Raw genomic sequence first — 15,726 nt, 5'->3', positions numbered from 1 at the left:
TCATCAAGCCCTCAACCATTGAGCAAAATCCCATGACTCCCTTGCCCGCACCTTTGCGCTGGCTGTATTCCCTTGAATGGCGCCGGGGGTTCTTCGACTGGGCACGCAGCGACGGCGTGACCTGGGTGTACATTTTCAAGGTGCTGTTCGCCGCGTTCCTGACCCTGTGGCTGGCCATGCGCCTTGAGTTGCCGCAACCGCGCACCGCGATGATCACCGTGTTCATCGTCATGCAACCGCAAAGCGGCCAGGTATTCGCCAAGAGTTTCTATCGCTTTCTCGGCACGTTGGCCGGGTCGGCGGTGATGGTCGCGTTGATTGCCTTGTTTGCGCAGAACACCGAGCTGTTCCTCGGCTCGCTGGCGATCTGGGTCGGCCTCTGCTCGGCCGGCGCGGCGCGTTATCGCAACTTCCGTGCCTACGGATTTGTGCTCGCCGGTTATACGGCGGCGATGATCGGGCTGCCTGCATTGGCGCATCCGGACGGTGCGTTCATGGCAGCAGTCTGGCGTGTGCTGGAAATCTCCCTGGGGATTCTCTGCTCGACGCTGGTGAGCGCCGCGATCCTGCCGCAAACCGCCAGCGCCGCGATGCGCAATGCCTTGTATCAGCGCTTCGGCGTGTTTGCCTTGTTCGTCACCGATGGCTTGCGCGGTCGCAGCCGGCGCGAGGCATTTGAAGCGAGCAACGTGCGGTTTATCGCCGAAGCGGTAGGTCTGGAAGGGCTGCGCAGCGTCACGGTGTTCGAAGACCCGCACATGCGTCGGCGCAATGGGCGACTCAGCCGCTTGAACAGCGAATTCATGGGCATTACCACGCGCTTCAATGCGCTGCATCAGTTGCTCGAACGCCTGCGCAGCAGCGGCACCGATCAGGTTGTTGCGACGATCAAGCCGGGTCTGCAGGATCTGGCCGAAGTGCTCGACGGCTTCAGCGGTCGGGCCTTGACCAGCCCCGACGCTGCGCGCCTGGCCAGCGCTTTGGCGACCTATAAGGAAAACCTGCCGGCGCGGGTGCGCAGCTTGCGCGCGACTTTTCAGGCGAGTGCTCCGAGCGACGCCGAGCAGCTGGATTTTCACACCGCCTACGAGCTGCTTTATCGCTTCGTCGACGACCTGCACAGTTATGCACAGACCCACGCATCGCTCGCCGATCACCGCCACGAACGGGAACGTTGGGACGAGCCCTTCACCCCGCAAACCAACTGGCTGGCCTCGGCGGCATCGGGCATTCGCGCAGCATTCATTCTCGTGGTGCTCGGCAGTTATTGGGTAGCCACGGCGTGGCCGAGCGGGGCGACCATGACCTTGATCGCCGCCGCCACCGTCGGCCTTTCAGCGGCGACACCGAACCCCAAACAGATGGCGTTCCAGATGGCCTGCGGGACGTTGTTCGGAGCGCTGATCGGTTTCGTCGAAATGTTTTTCATCTTCCCCTGGATTGACGGTTTTCCGTTGCTCTGCGTGATGCTTGCGCCGGTGATCGTGATCGGGGCGTTCCTGACTTCACGGCCGCAATATGCCGGGGTTGGCCTGGGGTTGCTGATCTTCTTCAGCACCGGTTCGGTGCCGGACAACCTCACGGTTTACAACCCTTACGCTTTCATCAACGACTACATCGCCATGATCATGGGCATGCTGGTGTGTGCAGCGGCGGGGGCGATCATTTTGCCGCCCAACAGTCGCTGGTTATGGCGGCGCCTGGAGCAGGATTTGCGCGGGCAAGTGGTGTACGCCATCAGCGGCAAACTCAAGGGTTTGGCGTCGAGTTTCGAAAGTCGTACTCGCGATATTTTGCATCAGGCCTATGGCCTCGCAGCGGGACAGCCGCAGGTGCAACGGGACTTGTTGCGCTGGATGTTCGTGGTGCTGGAAGTCGGCCACGCGATCATCGAGTTGCGCAAGGAGCAGGCGATTCTGCCGGTGCATCCTGCTTATGCCGAAGCCCAACCGTGGCGCCAGTCAATCCGGGCGATGGGGCGTTCGCTGGTGCGACTGTTTTTGCAGCCGGGCCGGAGCAATCTGGAACGTGCGCTGGTCGCGGTCGACCACGCGATCAGCCGCGTGCAGGCTACCGATGAGCCCTTCGCGCCGCACTTCGATACCTCTGCATTGCGCCGGGTGAAAAGCTACCTGCACTTCATCCGCACCTCGCTGCTCGACCCGCAATCACCGCTTGCGGCTTACACCGTGACCAAGCCCCAAGGACTTGAACATGCCTCGTGAAATCGCCTTCCACGGCGTGTACATGCCGACCATGACCCTGCTGTTTTTCATTGCCGCGGCGCTGGCCTGGGCACTGGATCGGTTCCTGTCCGGGTTCGATCTGTACCGCTTCTTCTGGCACCCGGCGCTGCTGCGCCTGAGTCTGTTTACGTGTCTGTTCGGCGCTCTTGCGTTGACTGTCTACCGTTGACTCTCTACCACTGACTCTCTATCACTGAAGAAGGCCCTGATGAAAAAGCTTTTCAGCCTGCTCGCGACCCTGCTGGTGTTGGCCCTTGCCCTGTGGATCGGCCGGACCCTGTGGGTGCATTACATGAACACGCCCTGGACCCGCGACGGCCGGGTGCGCGCCGACATCAACAACGTCGCCGCCGACGTGACCGGTGAAGTGGTGGACGTGCCGGTGCGCGACAATCAGCTAGTGAAGAAGGGCGATTTGCTGATGCGCATCGATCCCGAGCATTACCGCATCGCGGTGAAACAGGCGCAGTCGCTGGTGGCCTCGCGCAAAGCCACGTGGGAGATGCGCAAGGTCAACGCCCATCGCCGCGCCGACCTCGACAACCTGGTGATCTCCAGGGAAAACCGCGACGATGCCACAAACATCGCTGACTCGGCCCTGGCCGATTACCAGCACGCCCAGGCCCAACTGGAAGCGGCCGAGTTGAATCTGAAACGCACCGAAGTGCGCGCGGCGGTGGACGGCTATGTCACCAACCTCAACGTCCATCGCGGCGACTACGCACGCATAGGCGAAGCGAAAATGGCGGTGGTCGATATGAACTCGTTCTGGGTTTATGGCTTCTTTGAAGAAACCAAACTGCCCCACGTGCGTGTGGGCGATAAAGCCGACATGCAACTGATGAGCGGCGAAGTGCTCAAGGGCCATGTGGAAAGCATTTCTCGCGGCATCTACGACCGTGACAACCCGGAAAGCCGCGAGCTGATCGCCGACGTGAACCCGACCTTCAATTGGGTGCGTTTGGCGCAGCGGGTGCCGGTACGGATTCACATTGATGAAGTGCCAGAGGGCGTGCTGTTGGCGGCGGGGATTACTTGTACGGTGGTGGTGAACCCTCTGGCCGGCAATTAACCTCGAGTAGCTCGGTAAACACCTCTACCCTGATGGACAGAGGTGTTTTCGTTCAGCGTGGGTACGCCACGAGATTAGGCACGCTGCGCAATGCAGGATCCTGCCCCGATGCCAGCGGATAGAGAAGTTGAATGGACACAGTCAAATCCTTGTCCGGTTTCAGCAGGTACTGGTCACCTGCCGGAGTGTACAGTTCGATCACACCTTCGGTGCCGTCATGCCCCACGTTCAGCCAGGGATTAGTATAAATTTTCGAGCCCAACGGCAAGCCGGAACTCGAGAACTTCCACTGGGTAAAACGAACTGCCGACAGCGCGCAAGATAATGTCATAACTGTAAATCCAGCCTTTGCTGGCCTGATCCTGCCACGCTCCTTTGAACAGCTGAAAGGCTTGAATTTCCTGCCCCTCAATAGTTCTCGCCAACACAGGACAGTAAGTGTCTTCCTGATAGGTGGGCTGGTAGTAGACAATCCCACACAACTCGGCGATCGATGATCCGGGCAAGGTTTTATCGGACTTCAACGTCACCGTGCGTTGGGGATTCCATCCCTGAGTTTGCGCATCGGTAATCGCTATGGTGCTGAAACGAAAGTGTTCATGCGTGGTCATTTGCGCACCACTGACCGGCATGGAAGCGTGCAGCAGGGTCACATCCTCTGCGACCCGGAACTGCAGACGCGACCCGACAGGGGGGGGAGCGCCATCGGTTTCAAGGGTGAAGCCGAGCGTCACGGGCACACCTTTCTGGACCCCGTTGATAAAGTTATCCATCTTCAGATTCAGGAGTTTTGTCATCTCGAAATCCTTTTGAAAAAAACATGATCTCGCGCTCGCTACGCAGGGCTGATCAGCCCGGATAGCCATAAATATGGCCGAGTGCACCGCCCAGCCCCAGCGTGTTACCCGCCAGCAGAACGCGGCCGTCGGTTTGTATCTGTAACTGAGCCGGGGTGGTCACCAGTTCCGTGTCTTCCTTGATGCTGCCGTGTTGGCCGAAGCTTCGGTCAATCAAACCATTGGCCTGATAACGAGCGGTGTACAGGCGCTGGGAGCCACCGGCGGTAAGGATTTTTCCATCGGCCTGTTGTTCGCCGCAGACCCATTCGTTGCCATGCTCGGGATCGAACAGAGTCAACACGGGGCGGCCACCATTGAACGCAGAGTGAGGGTTGCCAGTAGCATCCACTCCCACCAACAGACCCCAGTTTCTGAGCGGGATGCTGGCCTGGCCAATGCCGACGACATTTCCTTCGCCTGTATCAATCAGATCATGAAAGATCACCGTGCCGTTTGGTATTGCCAAGGTCGAGAAGCCAGGCGTTTGTTGATCGCAAAAGTTGCTGACAAGTTCACCTGTGACAGAGTAGCGTGCGATATAACCTTGGGTTTCTGAAGTTGTCGCCCTGGCACTTCCAGCGATCAGAATGGTGTTGTTCTTTACTAATAGGCATTAGCCGAAGTGTCGGTGAATGCTGAGCTTTTGATTTTGAGTTGGCCGGTTTTGTTGAAACTTTTATCCAGGTCGCCACGAGTATCGATGCGCACCACCACTCCGGTAGAAGTATCCCCGTTGAAATAAGTGGCGCCGATGAGAATTCTCCCGTCTTCCAGTATTTGCAGTGTACTGGAGTCGCTGACTAGTTCACCGAGGGCGCTGTTGTCGATCATCACGCAGCCTTGATTACCGAAGCTTTGGTCGACGGCACCGTCCTGGTCGAAGCGAGCGATTACCAGGCGTTTTGGGCTGTAGACGTCGTCTTTTCGCGACCAGCCCAGCATCAGGATGTGCCCGTCTGCCTGCACCGCCAGCCTGCCGCCGGCTGAGTCGTAGCCATTGGCAAAGTTGCCAAGTACCAGACCGTTGTCGGCAAAGGAGGTGTCTACGCTGCCATCGGGATTGAAACGTGACAGGCCATACAACCCTTTCAGATTACGGGCGAGCCATGCGCCGACCAGAATTTTATCGTTCGCCAGTACTTTGATCCCTTTCACATGACGATCGATGTCAAGTTCGTGTTCAAGTTTGAATAGAGTGATAACACCTTCATCTCCGAACTCAGGGTCACGTTCTACGGGTACAGGGAAGGTGAAATGGTTGTGAGTAATAACGTCCATATTATTGCCTTTATCTGATTTGGTATTTTTATTTATCAAGATGTTCTAGCCATTGCTTAATGGGTAGGATGGCAAGTTATAGGGCTTGTTGTTAATTGGCGAGGGTGGAGTGTTTATTAAATGTTTTAGATTGTTGCTATTGTCCTGTGGCGACGTGACAAACATAAGTCACTGACACAGGACGACTTGCTCCTTGAGGTATACAGTGACAACTCACTCCTTGCAGAAAGTCTCCTGCAAATGCCGCCAAACCACCTTGCCACCGGCCTGCTTCTCGAACACCACGGTCGAGCGCCGATCCGAGTGCAGGCCGGTCGCATCGGTCTGCTGCTCGCGGTAACTCACCACCGCGCCCCCGTCGTACAGCGCGACACCGCGCAACTCGCTGAGCTCAATCCTGAACCCGAGCTTCTTCCCGCCCGCCAGCAGAAACAATTCATTCAACGCCTCGAAATCCAGCACCCGGCCCAATGGCGAGACCATGGAAAACTGCGGTGAAAAACGCGTCAGCAATAGCTCAAGCTCGGACTCGTCTCGCTCTTCGGCCAACCATTGTTCGATGGCTATGTGAGCCTGGATCACTTCGTCAAAGTATTCGGTGTAGTCGGTCATGTTGTTTCCTGAAATTTTGCAGCGTCTGTCCTGACGTCTTCGCGGGCAAGTCGAATCGTCGCACCGCCGCTCCCACAGTGATCTTTGGTGTAAATGCTATCTACGCCACCCAGCAGAACCTTGTGGGAGCGGGCTTGCTCGCGAATGGGGCACCGCGGTCTCAAAGCTGCCCGCGCAACCCGAACCGCTTCATCAACCCCGACTCCAGCAACCCCTTGGGCAACAGCCCTGCCATCAACGGCAACGCCCGACTGCCATTACCCAAACGCACCAGACGCGGCGGTTTATTCTGCTGCACGGCCTTCAATAAACCGGCGGCAAATTCATTGGCCGGTGTCGGTTTGTCCTGAGACGCCTTGGCCCGCGCGCGAATACCTTCACGCAGCGGCCACCATGGCGATTGCTCGGTGATCAGTTGCTCAGCCTCTTGGCCGGCATTCTTGGCGAAGCTGGAGGCGATGGCCCCTGGCTGAACTTCCATGACCCGCACACCGAACGGTGCCAGTTCCATGCGCAACGCATCGCTCAAGGCGTGCACCGCCGCTTTCGACGCACAGTAAGCACCGGCAAACGGCGTGACCAGAACCCCGGAAACACTGCCGATGTTCACCACCAGACCCCTGGCGCGACGCAGCACCGGGAACATCGCGCGAGTCACGCCGACAATCGCAAACACGTTGGTTTCGAATTGCCGCTGCATGGCCGGCACACCGCCATCGAGCAGGGGGCCCATGGCGCCATAACCGGCGTTGTTGATCAGCACATCGAGGCCGCCAAGCTGCTGATTGATCCGCTCGCTCAGTTGTTCGAGGGCCGGGCCGTCGTTCACGTCCAGTTGCACGGCAGTGAACCCGGCGGCGCTCAGGGCCGCCACGTCTTCAGCCTTGCGGGCGCTGGCCCAGACGTCGTAACCGGCACTTTTGAAAGCGTCGGCGAGGGCGCGGCCAATGCCGCTGGAACAACCGGTAATCAACGCAACAGGCATGGCGCGGTCCTTGTGCAAAAGAAAGGGATCAGTCGGAGAAGCTACCCTGCAAACGCTCGGCGCGAAACTCCAGGGTTTGCGGGCGATAACCGGGGCGCAGGGGTGGCATAGGCAAGCAGTCTTCCCAATTGCCGCCGGCCTGCAATTCGCCGGGGCCGCGATAGCGCGGTGCGGCGTATTGATTGTCAGCCAGATTGACCGTATCGCCCGGTGCATAAGCGGCGATTCGCCAGCGCAGTTCGGTCAGCGGTACGTCGTTGCCGTTGTTCATCGTCAGCTTCAAGGGGCGATCCGCCGGGCAGTGCTCGGGCGCGTAGGTGATGCGCAGCTCCAGGCGCGCCAGTTGCTTGACCTCGCGGGTGTCCAGCCAGAACACCCACACCGCCACCAGACCCAATCCGAAGGCGGCGGCCATGGACACCGGCACGGCTTTGGATGGGTAGCGCAGCAGCAGGATCAGCCAGGTGATGACCAGCAGGACGCCGATGAACATGACGCGAAAACCTCGGGAGGGGAAAGAGCATCCTACCTAAGCGTAGGTGGGATTGGCGATGGGCATGATTTCGATGTTGGACGTTAGGGCCTCTTCGCGAGCAAGCCCGCTCCCACATTGGACCGAGTTGAATCACACATTTATGAACAACTCAGATCCAGTGTGGGAGCGGGCTTGCTCGCGAAGGGGCCGCTGAAGCACTGCAAAACTTAAAGAAAAAAGCCCCCGCCCAACCCACTGCGGATAGGGACGCAGCGGGCTGGATGGGGGCTTTTTATTGTTGCCGGTCAATCACTGCGCGATGGTTTTCACCGACACGCCACGCTCGATCGGGTTGGAGCGACCGTAGATATCTTCAAACCGCTCGATATCGTCTTCACCCAGGTAGCTGCCCGATTGCACTTCGATGATCTCGAGTGGGATCTTGCCCGGGTTGCGCAGACGGTGAACCGAGGCGATCGGGATATAGGTCGACTGGTTTTCAGTGAGCAGGAACACGTTTTCGTCGCAGGTCACTTCGGCAGTGCCGCTGACCACGATCCAGTGTTCGGCGCGGTGGTGGTGCATCTGCAGCGACAGGCATGCGCCCGGCTTGACCGAGATGCGCTTGACCTGGAAGCGGCCGCCCATGTCCACCGAGTCGTAGGAGCCCCACGGACGATAGACTTCGCAGTGGGTCTGGGTTTCGCTGCGGCCCTGCGCGTTGAGGGTGTTGACCATCTGTTTCACGCCTTGGACCTTGTCCTTGTGGGCGATCATCATGGCGTCCTTGGTTTCGACGACCACGATGTTTTCAAGGCCGATCACCGACACCAGTTTGCCGTTGCCGTGGATCATGCAGTTTTTGCTGTCCTGGATGACCACGTCGCCTTTGGTGACGTTACCGTTGGCGTCTTTTTCATTGACTTCCCACAGCGACGACCAGCAACCGACATCGCTCCAGCCGGCGGTCAGCGGCACGACACAGGCGCGCTGGGTTTTTTCCATCACCGAGTAATCGATGGAATTGTCCGGGCAGCAGGCGAAGGTGGCAGGGTCGATGTCGACGGTGTCGGCGTCCTGTGCGCTACGTTCCAGCGTCAGTACGCAGGTGTCGTAGATGTCCGGATCGTGCTTTTTCAGTTCTTCGAGGAAACGGCTGGCGCGGAACAGGAACATGCCGCTGTTCCAGAAGTAACCACCGGACTGGACGAATTCGGTGGCGCGTTTCACGTCCGGTTTTTCGACGAAGTGCGAGACACGGCTGACGCCTTCCGGCAGCAGGGCATCGTTGGTGGATTTGATGTAGCCGTAACCGGTTTCCGGTTTGGTCGCCGGCACGCCGAACAGCACCATCTCGCCACGCTCGGCCGCTACGGTGGCCAGGGCCAGGGCGCGTTGCAAGGCTTTCTGGTCTTCCAGCACGTGGTCGGCCGGCAGCACCAGCATCAACTCGTCGCGACCTTCATTGACCAGCATCATCGCGGTCAGGGCCACGGCCGGCGAGGTGTTGCGGCCGAAGGGTTCCATCAGCACGCGCTGCACGTCCAGGTTGCGGGCGCTCAACTGCTCGTTGACGATGAAACGGTGTTCCTTGTTGCAGACCACGATCGGGGTGTCCATGCCTTCGAACACCAGGCGTTCCAGGGTTTGCTGGAACAGTGTGTGTTCGCCGGTCAGGGCGAGGAATTGCTTGGGGAATTGCTTGCGCGAAAGCGGCCAAAGACGTGAGCCGCTACCACCTGACAAGATCACCGGAATCATGTTGTTACTCCTTTAAAATCGATTGGTTAGAGCCACGAACGTTCTGTCGTTTCACTCTTGTTCTTGTTCCGTGTCCAAATCGACGCCTCGATCCCTTGTGGGAGCGGGCTTGCTCGCGAAAGCGGTAGGTCAGCCAACATCATCGTTGAATGTGAAACCGTATTCGCGAGCAAGCCCGCTCCCACAGGGACATGGGTCAATCCGGCAAATGTGTTAGCGCGTCGATACCGGGCGTTTTACCCACACTGGCGACAGGCTGCTGCCGCTGCCGGTGACGTACAGCACCGCGGCTTCGCCTCGTTCCAGGGCAACCGGTTTCACGTCGCCGACTTTGGTGGCGCCGTCATACAGGGCCAGGCTGACTTTCACCGGGTTGATTTCACGTTCGCCACGACCCTTGGCCGCCACGGACGGGACCACTTCGGTCTTGCCGTCGGCGGTTTTCAGGGTCAGGGCCTTGTCGCTGAGGTTCTGTACGCGAACCAGGGATTTCTGCTTGTTCTTGAACGGCGGCTCTTCGATCAGTTGCGGTGCGCCGCTGGCGTTGTTGACCAGGGTGTAATAGTGGTCGCCGGCCAGTTTCACCGGCAGGGTCTGGCTGCCGATTTTGGCGCTGTAATCGCCGCCCGGCATGAAGCTGAAGTCAGTGCTGGACAGCGGCGCGACTTCACTCAGGTTGGTGCTGCCAACGGTGGCGCTGACTTCGGCGTTAGCGGCGTTGTAGATGCGCACGAAGCTGGAGCCTTTCGGTGCGGTCGGGCCATAGAGCGCACCGTCACCGGCGAAGGCCTGCATCGACAGCACGCTCATGCCGGCGACGAGGGCAACTGCTTTCAGGGAGCGAGCGGCGAGACGGCGAGGAGTAGTAGTGAAAGTCATGGTGTACCTCTCTTTCAGTTTTGCGCCCGGTCGGGCGTCTCGGATTTAGTGTTTGCAGCTACGTTTTGTTGGCGCGCGCCGGCTTGTTTAAGCTCTGCGACCCACTGCGGGTCGGCGTCACCGATTTCGTTGTTCACAGGCAGATATCGTTCAGGGAACTCCCAGATCAGCACTTGTGGCGGGCTGTTCTTGAAGGCATCGCTTTTCAGGTAGCTGAGCATCGGCAGAATCGGGCCATGGCCGTCTTCGGCGTAATTGACCACGTCGCTGCGCAGTGCTTCTTTCAGCGCACCGACGAAGTTCCAGTTCGGGTTGGCGCTGTAGCTGGTGCCGATCAGGGCCACCGGCACTTCAGTGTTGGCGAACAGGGCGTCGTCACCGGCAGGCTGATCCGTGGCCGCCACGGTGTTGCGCTTCTGCAAAGGCTCTTGCGCCGGCATCAGGTTTTCGAACAGCGGGTCCAGCGGCAGGAACAACCGCAGGTCGCCCTTGTGCGTCACCTTTTCCGCAGGCTCGGTGACGAAGTTTTGCGGTTCGCCGCTGAGCGGAGCCTTGTCGGCAATGGTTTTGGCCAGGGTCTGGGCAGCGACTTGCGCGCCTTCCGGGGTCCAGTGGGTGTCGGTGCGCAGGAACACTTGCTGACCGTCCTGCTTGGCCTTTTGCATCGGGCCGAGCAGGTCAGGGGCGAGGATCTTGTCGGCCGCCACACGAGCATGGAAGTCCTTGTACAGATTGGCGTGGATACTTGCCGGCTTCTCTTCACCCAGATGTTCCGGGTACAGACGCGTCTTGGCCGGGACAATCGCCATCACCAGTTGCACACCTTGTTTTTTCAAGGTCTGACGCACACCTTCGACCAGCGCGTAGTTGCCCTGCAGGTTCAACTCTTCGTTGACGATCGGGTGGAACTCTTCATCGCTGAAGAGCCACTGATCGCGACCGAGCACCACGCCCGGGCGCCCTTCATTGAACAGTTTGAAATCCAGCGCGGCCCAAAGATTGGTGCCCAGGCGCTTGATCGGGAACTCATCGTCGTAGTGCGTCTCGACGGCTTTGCTCCAGCGACCGTTGAGCACGGTTGCATCGGCGTTGGTACTGAAGCCGAAGAAGCTGCGTACCGACCACACGCCCAGGACCAGCAAGGTCACCAGGAACAGGGCGATGTAGAAGATGCGTAATGAGCGGGTCATAGTCAGATCCCTCAGAACTGGAAGTAAAGGAACGGCGAGAAGCTTTGCGCCGAGAGTTTGAGAATCGAGGCGATGAACAGCAGCAGTACGACGGCGCGCATCACGTAACGGGACCAGTCAGCGGTCCAGTAAGCCGGTTGCACAGTCGCTTCAACGCCGACGGTGTAACCCGGTTCGTGGATGCTGCCCGGGTTGTCGCCCGGTACGGCTTTGATCAAACCTGGCTGAGCAGCGGCCGGGCCATCGGTCTCGGTATTTGCCGAAGGTGTGGTCTTGGCCGGTGGCCGGTTAGTGTAGAAATCACGCAGACCGAAGAACGCCAGGGTTGCGTAAGCCACCACCAGGGTTGCCACTTGCAGGCCGGTGAGGCTGGCCTGGTTGAGTTCCGACAACGACCATTCGCCGAAGCTGAACATGGCGCCGTACATGCGACCGGCGACGTGCAGGTTCTCTGCGCGGAAGATCACCCAACCCATCACCACCAGCAGGAAGGTCAGGGCCCAGCGGACCGGGTTGAAGCTGCGTGGCGAAGTGTTCAGGCCGATGGCTTTTTCGATGGCCAGCCACATGCCGTGCCAGGCACCCCAAATGATGTAGGTGATGTTCGCGCCGTGCCACAGACCACCGAGCAGCATGGTCAGGAACAGGTTGCGATAGGTCATCAGCGTGCCTTTACGGTTACCGCCGAGGGTGATGTACAGATAGTCACGCAACCAGGTCGACAGGCTGATGTGCCAGCGACGCCAGAACTCGGTGATCGACTGGCTGATGTACGGCTGTTTGAAGTTTTCCATGAAGCGGAAACCCATCATCAAGCCCAGGCCAATGGCCATGTCGCTGTAGCCGGAGAAGTCGAAGTACAGCTGCGCGGTGTAGGCCAGGGCGCCGAGCCAGGCATCGCCCGTGGTCGGGTTTTGCAAGGCGAAGCAATGGTCGGCCACCACCGCCAGGGTGTCGGCGATGAAGACCTTCTTGATGAAACCCTGCATGAACCGCGTGGCACCTTCGGAGAACTTGTCGAGGGTGTGGGTGCGGTTGTTGAACTGGTCGGCCAGGTCACGGAAACGCAACACGGGGCCGGCGATCAAGTGCGGGAAGATCGCCACGAATGCGGCAAAGTCGATCAGGTTGCGGGTCGCCGGGGTGTCACCACGGTAAACGTCGATGATGTAGCTGATGGACTCGAAGATGTAGAACGAGATCCCGATCGGCAACAGCACGTGGGTCAGGATGAACGGCGACAGACCGACCGAGGTCATCATCGCGTTGATGCTGTCCACGCCGAAGTTGGCGTACTTGAAGTAGCCGAGGATGCACAGATCCACCCCGACGCCCAGGAGCAGCCAGCGCTGGGCCGGTTTGGTCCGAACGCCTGCCGCACCGACTTTCAGGCCGATCCAGTAGTTCCACAACGTGACGGCTGCGAACAGCGCAAGGAAGTCCACACGCCACCAGGCGTAGAACACGTAGCTGGCGATCAGCAGCAGCAAGTTGCGATAGCGTATTCCGCTCAAGTAATACATGCCGAGAAAGATCGGCAAGAACAGAAACAGGAATACGTTGGATGAAAATACCATCCCGATCTCTCCATGTTTAACCAACAGTCAAGGGCCAAGGCCCCCCCAAACCCCCCACGAAATTCGGGAGGTGTATTGCATTCAGTGTGGGAGCGGGCTTGCTCGCGAAGGCGGTGTATCAGTCGACATCATTGGTGAATGTCAGACCGCTTTCGCGAGCAAGCCCGCTCCCACAGGGTTCCCTGCTCTACAGGGAGGGATGTATCAGCTGCCTTTTTTGCCTTTCTCGCTGGCCGGGTCGTAGACCCTGGTCAAATCCCCGCCGAGACGGAAGGTCTTGAACGGCTGCATTTTATGTTTCTGCGCCAGCACATCCGGCGTGCAGGTGTAGAGCGAGCAGAACGGTTCGAGCCAGGCAAATTTCGAATCGACCTTGAGGTCGGTCATGTCCTGTTCTTTACCGTTCTTCTCCTCGAATTCATCCGGGTCTTTCACGCCTGCAAGCACGCGATCACCCAGGCGTTTCAAGGCGCCGTTGTTTTCCTGACGCAAATCGACACCGTTGACCTGAGCGAAACTGGCAATCATCGCCAGTGGCGGCAGGGCATAGTTGTGATAGGCGAGGGCGCGTTGCTGGCGCTTGAGTTCGTTGGGCAGGAAGCCTTGGGCGTCGACCTGATTGACGCCGACCTTGTATTCCTTGACGGCCCAATCGAACAGATCGCGGCGGTTGGTGGCGACCGACGTGGCCATCACCGACCAGGCGGCCCAGTACGAGTGGTTGTTGGTTTGCTCGAGCGGCAGGTTGTCCCAGTCGCTGACCACCTGATCAGCCATTCTGCTGAACCAGGCTTCAATCACTTGCGCTTGTTCCTGGTGGGTAGCCAGCGGATGCGAGTCAGAGAATTTCAGGCGAACATAGGACGAAGCCATGCTGCCCAATGCCCATTTGCGCATGGACTTGCCGGTGTGGTTGAAGTCCTTGGACATCAATGCATCGGCCTTGGCCCAGGCGGTCAACCAATTCAGGGTGCATTCCAGTTGTTCCGGACGACCGTCACGCATGAACTTCATCACCTGCTTGCTGGTGCTGCGCTCGATCTTGGTGATGTCGGCGGTGGTGTCGCGGAAAGCTTTTTCCGATGCCTCGTTCAGGGTCGAACGGGCCTTGTCGGAACCTTCGTATTTGCTGCGAAATTGCAGGGCACCGGTGTAAGGCGTCGGCATCGCCTCGCAGCCTTCACTCTTGTCGCCGGTTTTGACTTTTTCAATGGGCGCAAAGTAACCCTGGGGCGGGCGAAGTGGCGCGGCAGCCTGGGTGGCGCCGGCGAACATCGCCAGCGTCAGCAGGGAAGGCGCGAGTAACTTTTTCAGCGTTCGGGTTTGCATGCAGTTCATAAGAGGTAGCCTCATTGCCCGGCTTGAGCGGTACGCTGCCCAGTGCCGGAGAACACGTTGCGTTTGCAGATTTTCGCTTCGACCTTCTGAGGCGTGGCACCTGGTTTTTCAGGTCCCTGGACTTCGACGGCCAGCAGATTCTGCGAGGCCCAGTCTTCGTCCGTGCGCAACTCGAAGGCGAAACGCCCGTCGGTTTCGGAGGTTTCCGGTTTTTCGATCTTGATGTCCTCGTGGCGCCCGTTCATGTACCAGAGGGTGGCTTGCAAGGTTTTCACCGAGGTGTCGGCGAAGCGGATATCGACCTGGTGACTGCTGTTGCGCAGATCCAGGTTCTTGCTGTTGACCATCAATTCGTTTTTGCCCGGTTTCAGCGTGGCACTGGCGCTCATTTGCGCGTCTTTGCCTTCGCAACCGTTGTCCAGCAGCGCCATCATCTGGCGGTAGATGGTTTCCTGATCGAGGCGATAAAGCGGCGAGAATTCCCAGATGAGAATTTTCGGCGGTTTGGTCTGGAACTCTTCGCTGCCCAGGTACTGCAGCATCGAACCTTCGAAGCCACCACCGGGGAATGCCACGTTGAGAATGTCGGCGCCGATGGCCTCTTCGAGGAAACCGGCGAAGTTGTAGTTCTTGCCACTGTGGCTGGTGCCGACCAGGGTAATTTCCGGATTGCCGGAATCACTGAACAGATCGCCATCGCCCGCTTCGCCTTTTGGCTCGGTGGTGAACTGATCCATGTACTGGATCGCGTAGCTGGTGCCACAGAGTTGACCCGCCATGTTGTGTAACGTTCCGGTCTTGCCCATGCGACCCGACTTATGGGTCTCGAATTCACGCTTGGGAACGTCGGCGAAGGCCGGCAATTGCTTGACCTTCTCGGCGACGATTTTCGCCGTGCGCTGGGCGCCATACGGCGTCCAGTGTTGGTCGCCGCGGAAATAGAAATCGTGAGCCGGCAGGGTGTCGGGCAGCGATTCATTGGTCAGTGGCGACAGGTCCGGGACCACGTAACCCATCTGCGCGAAACGCCCGAGCATGGTTTTGTAGTTCCTCAGCGCCTTGTCGAAATCGTAGCTCGCCTTCTCTGCCGGGTTCAGCTTGTTGCGGTTCACCAGGCCACGGGTGGGCTGGTAAACGATGACCAGTTCCACGCCTTTGCTCTTGAACGCATCGTGCAATTGTTTCAAGCGTTTGTAGCCAGCGGGCGTGGTGTCGAACTCGGTGCGCAAATCTTCTTGCGTACGGAACAGCCAATCGCCCTGCGCCTGCACCAGTGTGGTGAAGTTCTGCTGATAGCGGGTGGTGTAGTTCTTCGGGTCATGGGCTTCAGGGCAGAGATTGCAGCAGTCATCGGCCTTGAATTTCGGTGCGCTTACGCTGGCGGCGTTATCGGCGCGAACACCGCCGCTCGCCGCAAGAATGCCAGCGGTCAGGGCCGACAGGCTGAGTAATTTGATCAAGTGTGGGTGCATAA

Annotated in this window: 16 protein-coding genes; 3 read left to right on the top strand and 13 right to left on the bottom strand. The window is 58.9% G+C overall.

Annotated elements, in window-relative coordinates; all coding sequences use genetic code 11:
• Positions 1–32 precede the first annotated feature (32 nt).
• Genes ABH909_RS27505 through ABH909_RS27495 form a run of 3 tightly spaced genes read left to right on the top strand, consistent with a single transcriptional unit; the run spans position 33 to position 3,318 of the window.
• Complete coding sequence (locus tag ABH909_RS27505; RefSeq protein WP_429439196.1) at positions 33–2,225, top strand: FUSC family protein; 2,193 nt, start codon at positions 33–35, stop codon at positions 2,223–2,225.
• Positions 2,215–2,415, top strand: coding sequence for a DUF1656 domain-containing protein (locus ABH909_RS27500; protein ID WP_429439193.1), 201 nt, complete (start codon positions 2,215–2,217; stop codon positions 2,413–2,415). The genes ABH909_RS27505 and ABH909_RS27500 overlap by 11 nt, the downstream gene beginning before the upstream one ends.
• Before the next feature lie 39 nt (positions 2,416–2,454).
• A complete protein-coding gene (locus ABH909_RS27495) occupies positions 2,455–3,318 on the top strand; it encodes an efflux RND transporter periplasmic adaptor subunit (RefSeq protein WP_429439190.1) in 864 nt (287 codons plus the stop codon).
• A gap of 239 nt (positions 3,319–3,557) precedes the next feature.
• On the opposite strand, the gene ABH909_RS27490 is transcribed toward ABH909_RS27495, so the two are convergent.
• From ABH909_RS27490 to ABH909_RS27430, 13 genes are all read right to left on the bottom strand, one after another.
• On the bottom strand, positions 3,558–4,115 hold the full coding sequence (locus ABH909_RS27490; protein ID WP_429439188.1) for a hypothetical protein: 558 nt from the start codon (positions 4,113–4,115) through the stop codon (positions 3,558–3,560).
• Between the two features lie 52 nt (positions 4,116–4,167).
• A complete protein-coding gene (locus tag ABH909_RS27485) occupies positions 4,168–4,623 on the bottom strand; it encodes a delta-60 repeat domain-containing protein (RefSeq protein ID WP_429439185.1) in 456 nt (151 codons plus the stop codon).
• Positions 4,624–4,760: 137 nt separating this feature from the next.
• Positions 4,761–5,435 carry a hypothetical protein gene (locus ABH909_RS27480; protein ID WP_429439182.1) on the bottom strand — a complete coding sequence of 225 codons (675 nt, stop codon included), beginning with the start codon at positions 5,433–5,435 and terminating at the stop codon, positions 4,761–4,763.
• A 213-nt stretch (positions 5,436–5,648) separates the two neighbouring features.
• The gene (locus ABH909_RS27475; protein ID WP_429439181.1) at positions 5,649–6,047 is read right to left on the bottom strand and encodes a DUF4440 domain-containing protein; all 399 of its coding nucleotides are present in this window, start codon (positions 6,045–6,047) and stop codon (positions 5,649–5,651) included.
• Positions 6,048–6,207: 160 nt separating this feature from the next.
• Complete coding sequence (locus tag ABH909_RS27470) at positions 6,208–7,032, bottom strand: SDR family oxidoreductase (protein WP_429439178.1); 825 nt, start codon at positions 7,030–7,032, stop codon at positions 6,208–6,210.
• 28 nt (positions 7,033–7,060) lie between these two features.
• Positions 7,061–7,525: a hypothetical protein gene (locus ABH909_RS27465; protein WP_030128673.1), complete on the bottom strand. Its 465-nt coding sequence runs from the start codon at positions 7,523–7,525 to the stop codon at positions 7,061–7,063.
• 291 nt (positions 7,526–7,816) lie between these two features.
• Positions 7,817–9,268 (bottom strand): mannose-1-phosphate guanylyltransferase/mannose-6-phosphate isomerase, encoded by a 1,452-nt coding sequence (locus ABH909_RS27460; protein ID WP_008070455.1) that lies wholly within the window; start codon positions 9,266–9,268, stop codon positions 7,817–7,819.
• A gap of 129 nt (positions 9,269–9,397) precedes the next feature.
• Complete coding sequence (locus ABH909_RS27455) at positions 9,398–9,469, bottom strand: hypothetical protein (protein WP_429440126.1); 72 nt, start codon at positions 9,467–9,469, stop codon at positions 9,398–9,400.
• Positions 9,470–9,481: 12 nt separating this feature from the next.
• Positions 9,482–10,147, bottom strand: a complete 666-nt coding sequence (locus tag ABH909_RS27450) for an alginate O-acetyltransferase AlgF (protein ID WP_429439174.1) — start codon at positions 10,145–10,147, stop codon at positions 9,482–9,484.
• Positions 10,148–10,161: 14 nt separating this feature from the next.
• Positions 10,162–11,337 carry an alginate O-acetyltransferase gene (locus ABH909_RS27445; RefSeq protein WP_429439171.1) on the bottom strand — a complete coding sequence of 392 codons (1,176 nt, stop codon included), beginning with the start codon at positions 11,335–11,337 and terminating at the stop codon, positions 10,162–10,164.
• A gap of 11 nt (positions 11,338–11,348) precedes the next feature.
• Entirely contained in the window at positions 11,349–12,914 is a 1,566-nt protein-coding gene (locus ABH909_RS27440; RefSeq protein WP_429439168.1) for an MBOAT family O-acyltransferase, read from the bottom strand.
• 204 nt (positions 12,915–13,118) lie between these two features.
• Positions 13,119–14,252, bottom strand: a complete 1,134-nt coding sequence (locus ABH909_RS27435; protein ID WP_429439165.1) for a mannuronate-specific alginate lyase — start codon at positions 14,250–14,252, stop codon at positions 13,119–13,121.
• An 11-nt stretch (positions 14,253–14,263) separates the two neighbouring features.
• Positions 14,264–15,724: an alginate O-acetyltransferase gene (locus ABH909_RS27430; protein ID WP_429439162.1), complete on the bottom strand. Its 1,461-nt coding sequence runs from the start codon at positions 15,722–15,724 to the stop codon at positions 14,264–14,266.
• Positions 15,725–15,726: the final 2 nt, after the last annotated feature.

The sequence above is a fragment of the Pseudomonas sp. BS3782 TE3695 genome (genome assembly GCF_050435305.1).
GTDB lineage: Bacteria > Pseudomonadota > Gammaproteobacteria > Pseudomonadales > Pseudomonadaceae > Aquipseudomonas.
Note: the sequence above shows the minus strand (reverse complement) of the source record. Positions and strands in the feature narration are given on the sequence as shown.